Annotated in this window: 10 protein-coding genes; 4 read left to right on the top strand and 6 right to left on the bottom strand. The window is 67.9% G+C overall.

Going from position 1 to position 9037, the window contains the following annotated elements; translation table 11 throughout:
* Window positions 1-506: family 1 glycosylhydrolase (locus ACWDU1_RS08950; protein ID WP_449996919.1), on the top strand; the 506-nt coding region annotated here is incomplete at its 5' end.
* Window positions 507-595: 89 nt separating this feature from the next.
* On the opposite strand, the gene ACWDU1_RS08945 is transcribed toward ACWDU1_RS08950, so the two are convergent.
* Entirely contained in the window at window positions 596-1540 is a 945-nt protein-coding gene (locus ACWDU1_RS08945; protein WP_449996917.1) for a helix-turn-helix transcriptional regulator, read from the bottom strand.
* A gap of 304 nt (window positions 1541-1844) precedes the next feature.
* On the opposite strand from ACWDU1_RS08945, the gene ACWDU1_RS08940 reads away from it, so the two are divergent.
* Window positions 1845-2669: a SigB/SigF/SigG family RNA polymerase sigma factor gene (locus ACWDU1_RS08940; RefSeq protein WP_449996916.1), complete on the top strand. Its 825-nt coding sequence runs from the start codon at window positions 1845-1847 to the stop codon at window positions 2667-2669.
* Window positions 2670-2759: 90 nt separating this feature from the next.
* Here ACWDU1_RS08940 and ACWDU1_RS08935 read toward each other — a convergent pair whose 3' ends face one another.
* The gene (locus ACWDU1_RS08935; RefSeq protein ID WP_449996914.1) at window positions 2760-3344 is read right to left on the bottom strand and encodes a TetR/AcrR family transcriptional regulator; all 585 of its coding nucleotides are present in this window, start codon (window positions 3342-3344) and stop codon (window positions 2760-2762) included.
* Between the two features lie 99 nt (window positions 3345-3443).
* On the opposite strand from ACWDU1_RS08935, the gene ACWDU1_RS08930 reads away from it, so the two are divergent.
* Window positions 3444-4583 carry an acyl-CoA dehydrogenase family protein gene (locus ACWDU1_RS08930; protein WP_449996912.1) on the top strand — a complete coding sequence of 380 codons (1140 nt, stop codon included), beginning with the start codon at window positions 3444-3446 and terminating at the stop codon, window positions 4581-4583.
* A 138-nt stretch (window positions 4584-4721) separates the two neighbouring features.
* Here the strand turns inward: ACWDU1_RS08930 and ACWDU1_RS08925 are convergent, their stop codons facing one another.
* Both ACWDU1_RS08925 and ACWDU1_RS08920 read right to left on the bottom strand, forming a co-directional pair.
* A complete protein-coding gene (locus ACWDU1_RS08925; protein WP_449996911.1) occupies window positions 4722-5582 on the bottom strand; it encodes a TetR/AcrR family transcriptional regulator C-terminal domain-containing protein in 861 nt (286 codons plus the stop codon).
* 464 nt (window positions 5583-6046) lie between these two features.
* Complete coding sequence (locus tag ACWDU1_RS08920; RefSeq protein ID WP_449996909.1) at window positions 6047-6724, bottom strand: PAS and ANTAR domain-containing protein; 678 nt, start codon at window positions 6722-6724, stop codon at window positions 6047-6049.
* Between the two features lie 185 nt (window positions 6725-6909).
* On the opposite strand from ACWDU1_RS08920, the gene ACWDU1_RS08915 reads away from it, so the two are divergent.
* Window positions 6910-7377, top strand: a complete 468-nt coding sequence (locus tag ACWDU1_RS08915; protein ID WP_449996908.1) for a hypothetical protein — start codon at window positions 6910-6912, stop codon at window positions 7375-7377.
* 57 nt (window positions 7378-7434) lie between these two features.
* On the opposite strand, the gene ACWDU1_RS08910 is transcribed toward ACWDU1_RS08915, so the two are convergent.
* Together ACWDU1_RS08910 and ACWDU1_RS08905 are read right to left on the bottom strand one after the other, a co-directional pair.
* Window positions 7435-8187: an isocitrate lyase/PEP mutase family protein gene (locus ACWDU1_RS08910; RefSeq protein WP_449996906.1), complete on the bottom strand. Its 753-nt coding sequence runs from the start codon at window positions 8185-8187 to the stop codon at window positions 7435-7437.
* Window positions 8188-8202: 15 nt separating this feature from the next.
* Window positions 8203-8973, bottom strand: coding sequence for an IclR family transcriptional regulator (locus ACWDU1_RS08905; protein ID WP_449996905.1), 771 nt, complete (start codon window positions 8971-8973; stop codon window positions 8203-8205).
* Window positions 8974-9037 lie beyond the last annotated feature (64 nt).

Below are 9037 nucleotides of genomic sequence, written 5' to 3'. Positions count from 1 at the left end.
AATACCTCGGCGGCGCCGTGGGATCGTCCGTCCCGCCCGGACCGACGATCTGGGAACTTCCGATCCGCCCGGAAGGAATCTATTTCGCGCTGCGGCACTATGCCGACCGGTTTCCGGGTAAACCGCTCTACATAGTCGAAAACGGTATGGCCACCGATAACGGCCGCCCACGTGCGGACGGATTCACCCGCAGCGCCCATCTCCAGGACACCGTCTACTGGATCCAGCGTGCCCGGGCCGACGGTATGAACGTGATGGGCTACAACTACTGGAGTCTCACCGACAACTACGAATGGGGCAGCTACCGGCCGCGATTCGGGCTCTACACCGTCGACACCACCACCGACCCGGGGCTCACCCGCCGCCCCACCGACGCTGTCGGCACCTATGCCCGGACAATCGCCGAAGGTGGCGTGCCCGCGGGCTATCGGCCCACCCGGGACCCGGCGCTCTGCGTGCTGGTCGATCCGCCGGACAGTTGCCTGCGCCCCGTAGCGGCCCCCTGAACGCAGGCTTCTGATCTGTATCGGATGCCGGATCGGCCGCGATCCGGTGGGCGGACCCGCCGTCGGCCGCCGAGATCACGGCAGGTGATTCAGGTGCGGAGGGTGTGCGACGGGGTGTGCCCGTAGTGGCGCCGGTAGTCGGCGGCGAAGCGGCCCGGATGGGAGAAACCCCACCGGCGCGCCACCGAGTCGACCGTCTGCCCGTCGGCTGGATCGGCGGCACGCAATTCCTCGTGCGCGCCCGCCAGTCTCAACCGCCGCAGGTACCGCAGCGGTGTCGTGTCGAGGTGCCGCCGGAACGCCAGCTGCAGCGCGCGGGGGGTGACGAAAGCGGCGGCCGCGACCTGGCCGACGGTCACATCCTCGTGCACATGGGATTCGAGGTAGGTGATCGCCCGGCGCAGGGTGTCCGGGTGGGCGTCGCGGCGGTCCCGCGCATCCGGGGCCAGCACCGCGGTGGTGGGCATGGTCGCGAGGATCGTGGCGGCCAAATAGTCGGCGGCGCTGGCCGTGAGTAGGGGGTTACCGGCGGAATCCGGATCGGCCGCGACGCGCTGCAGATGAGTGATCACCGACATCAACTGCCGGTGCGCGGTGGCGCCGGCCGGGCGGTGCCCGCTGATCCGGACGGGTTCGCCGGCGTGCGTGGCGGCGAGCCGGTCCAGCAGCTCGGGTTCGAGCATCGTGATGTCGTAGCGCGATGAGCGGATCACCCCAGAGTAGGGCAGGTCGTGCGGGGTCAGCAGTCCGGTCTCGCCGGGTAGGAAGGTGTCGGTGCCGATATCGTGGTAGTTCTCTTCCACTGTGCCCGAATGCACCGTGACCAGGCAGATCTTGTTCAGCGGCTCGGCGTCGTAGGCCATATCGAAACCGAATTCCAGCCGGTCCAGGCTCACCGGGCCCAGCAGATCGCGGCGGATCCGGGTGCGTACCGCGCCCGGGCTGTCGTTCCCGATCCGCATCTTGGTGTACGCGTTGTTGAGGAATTCCTCTGTCGCCCCCAGATCTTCGCTGTCGAATGCCAGGGTCTGCATGGCGGCCTCTCGATTGTGGGGATGCCGGTGCCGGCGGCACGGTCTCGACCGGCCGGAACGCTGTCCCCGCGCTTCTACGAGACCATCAACGGCCGGGCAGTTCAAATTCGGCGTCCCCGGCCGTGACCTTCGTGACACGCGCGGGCGCGTCGGCAGGACCGGAAACGAAGCGCCTTCGAGGTTCGAAGCCCGAAAACGAAGAGATCCGTTCCGATCGGATTACCACCGCCGGTAGGCGGTAGCCGGGGTTCATTGCCCTCCGGCAGCGCCGTACCGGCGGAGGAAACGGGAAGCGAGGATCTTCATGACATCACCGGTGGTGGTCGACGACGCACCCCGTACCGCGCGGCGTTCGGCCCGCGGTACCGACAGCTACGACGGTATCGAGCCGCTGCTGGAGCGGCTGGCATCGATGGACCCGGGCCGGCCGGAACACCATGAACTGCGCGACGAGATCATGCGCCGATGCCTACCGTTGGCCGACCATATCGCGCGCCGTTTCAGCGGCCGTGGCGAAACCTTTGACGACCTGCACGGCATCGCGTCGGTGGGGCTGGTGCTCGCGGTGGACCGCTACGACGCCACCCGCGGGTCCAGCTTTCTGGCCTTCGCCGTACCGACCATCATGGGTGAGGTGCGCCGCCATTTCCGGGATCACACCTGGGCAGTGCGCGTGCCGCGACGGATCAAGGAGACCCAGCTCACGATCGGGCCCACTGTCGAAAGGCTCAGTCAGAAACTCGGTCGCACCCCCACCGCGCTCGATATCGCGGTAGAGATGAATCTCGACCTGGTGGAGGTGACTCAGGCCCTGCTCGCCGGCAACGCCTACCGCACCGACTCGCTGGACGCCTCACCCGACCACGAGGGCGACGGGGCGCCGGTCGCCAAGACCACCGACGGGCTCGGCGCGGAGGATCCGTCCTACGAGATCACCGACAACGCACTGACCGTCGCTCCGCTGCTGCGCGAACTGCCGCCCCGGGACCGGAAAGTACTGCATCTGCGATTCTTCGAGAACCGCACCCAATCCGAGATCGCCGCCGAGTTGAACGTCTCGCAGATGCAGATCTCCCGAATCCTCACCCGCACGCTGGCCACCCTGCGAGAACGCGCGCTCGACGATTGAGCGGACCGTCCCTGGGACGGTGTCCGGCTCCGGGACGAGGTGTCGTTTCCGGCGCGAAGGTCTCGTACGGCGGTTCGTCCGACTTCCCGCTCACGGCTGCGCGAATATCCCGGCGGTGAGAATGGAGGCGAGTTCGCGGTAGGCGCTCGCGTCGTCCAGTCCGGTCTCGGTGCGGACGCCCCGCTGCTGGATGCGGACCATCATGGTGGTGGTGAGGTCGGCGGCGAAGGCCGCGTGCACGGGCCGGAAGTCGCCGGTGGTGACGCCGTCGTCGATCAGTTCGCGTACCCGGCGGGAGGCGATCCGGGTGTTGCGTTCGTAGACCGCGCGCGCCGGGGCGAACGCGTCGAGGTCGGTCATGAACCGGTCGGAGGTCCCCGCCAGTGCTTCGCCGACCGCGGTGAGATAGGCGGTCACGCGCCCGCGGGGATCGGAGATCGTGGTGATACTCGCTTCCACATCGGCCGTGGCGCGTTTGAAAAAGCGCACCGTTGCCGCCGTGACCAGCTGTTCTTTACTGCCGGCCAGCGTGTACAGGGTGGATTTGGAGCATTTGAGCCGCGCGGCGATCGCGTCGAGCGTCAGGTGGGCGAAGCCTTCGGCGAGGAAGAGTGCGACCAGCTCATCGAACAGTTCGTTGCGGCGGGCCGTCGCGAAGACCGGGTTCTGCTCCATGCGGTGAATGGTACTGAGCGGCTCCTTGCAGTACTGTCTGGGAGTACTGGAGACGAGAACTCAGTACCATCATCCGTATTACCTGCCCAGGAGGCCGCTGTGGCCGTCGATCGACTACTGCCCACCACCGAGGCGCGCGACCTCATCCAGTTGACCCGCGAGATCGCCGACAAGGTGCTCGCGCCGATCGCCGACGGCCACGAGAAGGCGCAGACCTATCCCGAGGGCGTCTTCGCGACGCTCGGGGAGGCGGGGCTGCTCGGCCTGCCCTATCCGGAGGAATGGGGTGGCGGCGGCCAGCCCTATGAGGTCTATCTCCAGGTGCTGGAGGAGATCGCCGCGCGCTGGGCGGCGGTCGCGGTGGCGGTGAGCGTGCACAGCCTGGCGTGCCATCCGGTGTTCGTGTTCGGCACCGAGGAGCAGAAGCGGCGCTGGTTGCCGGAGATGCTGGGCGGGGCGACGATCGGCGCCTACAGCCTGTCCGAACCGCAGGCCGGTTCCGACGCCGCGGCCCTGGCGTGCAAGGCGACGGCGGTCGACGCGGGGTACCGGATCGACGGGTCCAAGGCGTGGATCACCCACGGCGGGATCGCCGATTTCTACAATCTGTTCGCGCGGACCGGGGAGGGCTCCAAGGGGATCTCCTGTTTCCTGGTGCCCGAGGACACCGCCGGCCTGAGCTTCGGCAGGCCGGAGGAGAAGATGGGCCTGCACGCCGTTCCCACCACATCCGCGCACTACGACGGCGCGATCGTGCCCGCCGACCGGCGGATCGGCGCCGAGGGCCAGGGTTTGCAGATCGCCTTCAGCGCCTTGGATTCGGGCCGGCTGGGGATCGCGGCGGTCGCGGTCGGGCTCGCCCAGGCCGCGCTGGACGAGGCGGTCGCCTACGCGCGGGAGCGGACGACGTTCGGCCGCCGCATCATCGATCACCAGGGGCTGGGCTTTCTGCTCGCCGATATGGCCGCCGCGGTGGATTCGGCGCGGGCGACCTATCTGGACGCCGCGCGCCGCCGCGACGCGGGTCTCGCCTACTCCCGTCACGCGTCGGTGGCCAAACTGGTCGCCACCGACGCGGCGATGAAGGTCACCACCGACGCGGTGCAGGTGCTCGGCGGCTACGGCTACACTCGCGATTTCCGGGTCGAGCGCTATATGCGGGAAGCGAAGATCACGCAGATCTTCGAGGGCACCAATCAGATCCAGCGGTTGGTCATCAGCCGCCATCTCGACGCCTGACCGGCCCGGCCCGGCCCGGTGGCGGGCCGATCGCCCGCACTGGGCGGTCGCGGCTCCGATGGAGTCCGGGACAGCGGACGTGCCCTCCGGAACAACCGGAGGGCACGCAGGGTGTGCTTGTCGGCGGTTGCCGCCTTCTCAAGAGGCCCGGCGGGTACGCGAGGCCGTGGACTTCGCCGTGGCGGCGGTCGAGCGTTTGGCGGCGGTCCCGGCCGGTGTCTTGTTCGCGGTACCCGCGGCCTTCTTCGCGGGCGCCTTCTTCGTCGCCGCCTTCGCGGTGGCCTTGGCCGGCGCGCGCTTTCCGGTGCCGACCAACCGGCTCGCGTGATCGAGGATGCATTCGAGACCGTACTCGAAGTTGCGTTCATCGGGCGCGCCACTGCGCCGGCCCTTCGCCATGGCCTCGGCGAGCAGGGGAGTGGTATCCGGTTCGATGGCGATGTCCTCGTAGTACGCGGTGGCCTCCGCGTCGAGTTCTTTGTTCTTGTCGTAGAGCCGTTGCAGCACGACCGATCCGCGCACGTGCAGATTGATGGCGGAATAGAGGTCGAACGCGTCGTCGACGGCGAATCCGGCGTTGACCAGAGACGCGATGGCGCGTTCGATTCCCTGGGCGCCCAGGCGCGCCGCATCGCGGCTCAGCGACGACCGGATCAGGATCAGATCACAAAGAATCGGATTACCGAGAAATGTTTCCCGCATTGTTCGGGCGTGATTACGCAATGTTTCGCGCCAATCATCGGCTTCGACAAAAGGCGCGGCGAAAGCGTATTGGCTCAGCGCGCGATCTGCCATCGCGTTGAGCAGATCGTCTTTCTTGCGGAAGTACCAGTAGATGCTGGTGACGCCGACATCGAGATGTTTGCCCAGTAGCGGCATGCTCAATCCGTCGATCGAGACCTCTTCGGCGAGTTCGAACGCACCCCCGATGATGTCCTCCGGATTGAGGGATCCACGTTCGCGGCGCTGCCGCTTCGCGGGCGTTGCGCGCTTCGCCATCTCTGAGCTCGCTTCCTGTGCGGGGCCTGACTTTCCGTCGGCGGGAGCCGTCGGAGAAGTATGGACGCGCGGATGACCGAAATCCGCACGGTGAATCGTACCACGATGTTTACCGTCGGCTATTCGGGTGCGGTCGCGTGGGAATGGAAAGCAGGGCGCTCGGCTACGCAATTGTTGTTCGGGTCACATTATCGACAGCGTTGGCGGATCCTGCCGGTTCGGGGGAAACTTTGGCCTGTCGTATGGGAATTGCAGGATCCGGTTTTCCGGAATGGGGAAGGCCTCCGAGCCGGGGCAGCACCCCGTACGGCCAGGGCGTCCTCGAAATGGCTGTACGGGCACCGGCCCGGCTCCAACCCGGCGCACAGACCTTCATTCCCACGGGGCGACCGGGTACGTCATGGTCTGTGCGCCGGTGAAGGTGGGCGCCGCACCCGGGCCCCGGCGTGGTGGATCCGGCGGTTTCACGGTTCGTGGCCGGAGCGGGGGTGGTCGTGGACGGTGAGCAGGAGGTGGTCGAAGCGGGTACGGGTATTCGTTTCGGCGCCACCGAATCCGGTGACCGCCGCGATGAGCCGGGCGGCGAGGTCGCGGAGTTTGGTGTTGGTCTCCTGGGACCGCCAGATCAGCACCCGGAATGCCTGTTCGGCCGATATCCCATACACCATCATCACCGCGCCCTTGGCCTGTTCGATCAGTTCGCGGGCCGCGACCAGTTCGGGTATCGCGGCGGAGAGCGCGTCCTGACGCTCCTCGCCGACGGTTTCGGTGATATCGATGTAATAGCCGCTGGTGCCGGTCACTGTGCCCGTCTCATCGCGCATCTGATCGCCGACGACCAGGACGTGACGTACCGACCCGTGGGTGTCGATGATGCGGTGGCGGCTGCCGAACGGTGCGCCGGTATCGATCACCGGGGCAAGGGCCTCGGCGACCCCGCGCCGGTCCTCGGGATGTTTGTGTGTCAGTAGTAATTCGGTGGTGGGCTCCACCTCACCGGGGGCATAGCCGTGCAGGGCGGCGACCTCGTCGGACCATTCCCAGCGACGGTCGGCCAGCCAGAACCGGAAGCTTCCCGTCCTCTGCGACACCGGCACCGACGGCGCCGGGTCGTGCGAAAGGCTTTCATTTCTCACCCGCATATTTTGCCAAGGATCACCGGGCCGGGCCCGCGGACCCGGGAAATTCGGGTGGCCACGGTGAAAGCCGGCGGAGCCGGGTGCGGGCCGGTGAGCGTAACGCCCCGAGTCGGGCGGACGACCAACTGTGGACCGGCCCGCACCGCAGCGTCCGCTGCGATGTAATCCGGCTCGCTGTCAGGAGTTCGATGAGATTCTGGACCTCCGGAGTCGTCACGGTCGCCGCCGCGGCCGTGGCCGTGGCGACCGCGCCATCCGCGATCGCGGCGGACGGCCCGCATCTGCGCGGGCTCACCCTCGCGGTCGCCGAGGACCCGCTCCGCTGCGGTGCCGGCGCGATCGAATACGGGATGAGTTCGGGTGACCCGTCCGGCTGGGCCGTCCTCGGTATGCATGTCTACTTCGCCGGACTCGAACCGCTGCTGAATATCTACGCCAACAACTCATGCCGCCTGCACACCACCCTGCACTGGCGCAACACCGACACCGGCGCGTCCGGTGCCCAGGATGTATTCCTGACCGGTGCGGGTCCGAAGGCGGCCATGCCGGCGGCGGAGATCTGCTGGTTCCGGCCCGGGCCCGGCAACGTCGTCGTCACCGTCACCACCTACACTCCGCACACCGTCCGGACGCCGGCTCGGGCTCCGATCAGCTGACCCGGCCGGGGCCGGATCAGCTGTCCGTCGAGAGCGTCCGGAGCAACTCGCCGCCGTTCACCGCCAGGGCTCGAGGAGGCGGTTCGCCTCCGCGGCGAGCGCGTACTGCAGAAACGGACCGAAACTCACTCGCGCCGCGCCGTTTTCGGCGAAGTACGCCCTACTGCCCTGGTCGGGAAGCGTGACCGCGTTCACCGGCAACGGCAGTTCGGCGCACAGCCGGCTCAGCACCTCGGGTCCGTAACGACCGACCGGGTAGAGCACATCGGCGCCCGCGGCGGCGGCCAGCCGCAGGCGTTCGATGGCGGGCCCGGCCAATTCGGCCGGATCGCCGGATGCGGTGAGCAGCAGGTCGGTGCGGGCGTTCACCACGACGTGCACACCGGTTTCGTCGGCGGCCCGGCGCAACCGGCCGACGAGGTCGGCGTGCTCCTGCGGCTCACGCAGCCGGCCGCCCTCCTTGTGCACGGTGTCCTCCAGGTTGAACCCGACCGCACCGGCCTGCAACAGGCCGTCGATGAGCGCCACCGGTTCGACCCCGTACCCGGATTCGAGGTCGACCGAGACCGGCACCTCGACCGCGGCGGTGATCTCCCGGACCCGATCCAGGACATCGGCGAAGGCCATGCCCTCGTGATCGTCTTTACCGAGCGAGTTGGCGAGTGGATGACTGCCGACCGTGAGTGCCGGGAAACCGGCCTGCTGCACGAGGTCCGCCGACCAGGCGTCCCATACCGTGGGCAGGATCACCGGATCACCGGGACGATGGAGGGCGAGGAACGCTGCGGCCTTTTCCGGCAATGTGGTCACCCCATCGATCCTGCCCTATCCGGGCGCGGACCGGTGCAGGACGCTCGCGATCTCGCGGGCGGTGACCTTCGCGAGATCGGCGAGGAAGGGGACCCGCTCGTCGATCATCAGCTCGACCGGTCCGCGCAACCCGAGCGCGAACCGGACCTGCCCGGATTCGTCGGCGATCGGTACGCCGATGGTCCGGAACCCGGTGACGAGCTCTTCGTCGTTGAAGGCATACCCGCGTTCCCGCGTACGGGCCAGTTCCGCGCCGAGTTCCACCGGCCCGGACAGCGACCGGGCCGTACCGCCCTCGTACGGCAACCCGGCCAGCTCGCCCGCGCCGGTTTGTGCCCAGGCCAGCAGCACCTTGCCCAGCGCGCTGGCATGCAGCGGCAGCCGCAGGCCCTGGAGTTCGTGGCCGTCCGCTTCGCGCCAGCTGCTGGTGCCCAGTAGTACGGCATCGTTGCCGTGCCGCGCGGCGATGGAAGCCTTCGCGCCCGTGATCGTCGCCAGTTCCTCGAGGTGGGGTTCGGCGAGGTGGATACGGTGCTGCCGATAGGCGATCCGGCCGTATTCGGCGAGTGTGGTGCCCAGCCGGTACCGGCTGGGTGATTCCACCTTGTCGAGAAAGCCCGCCTCGACGAGGGCGGCGAGCAGGCGGTGGGTAGTGCTCACCGGCAGGTCCAGCATGCGGGCGATCGCCGAGACACCGAGGTCTTCTCCGTTGCGGAAGCAGGCGAGCACCGACAGCGCGCGGGTGACGGATTGGAGTCGGCCGTTGGCCGGGGGCGAGGGCTCCACGCGGTGACGCTAACACGCGAACCGATGCGCTCGATCCCAATCTTTCCGCATTGTGGAAAGCTCT

It is taken from the genome of Nocardia sp. NPDC003345 (assembly GCF_053589395.1).
This window is presented reverse-complemented; position numbering and strand designations above follow the sequence as displayed.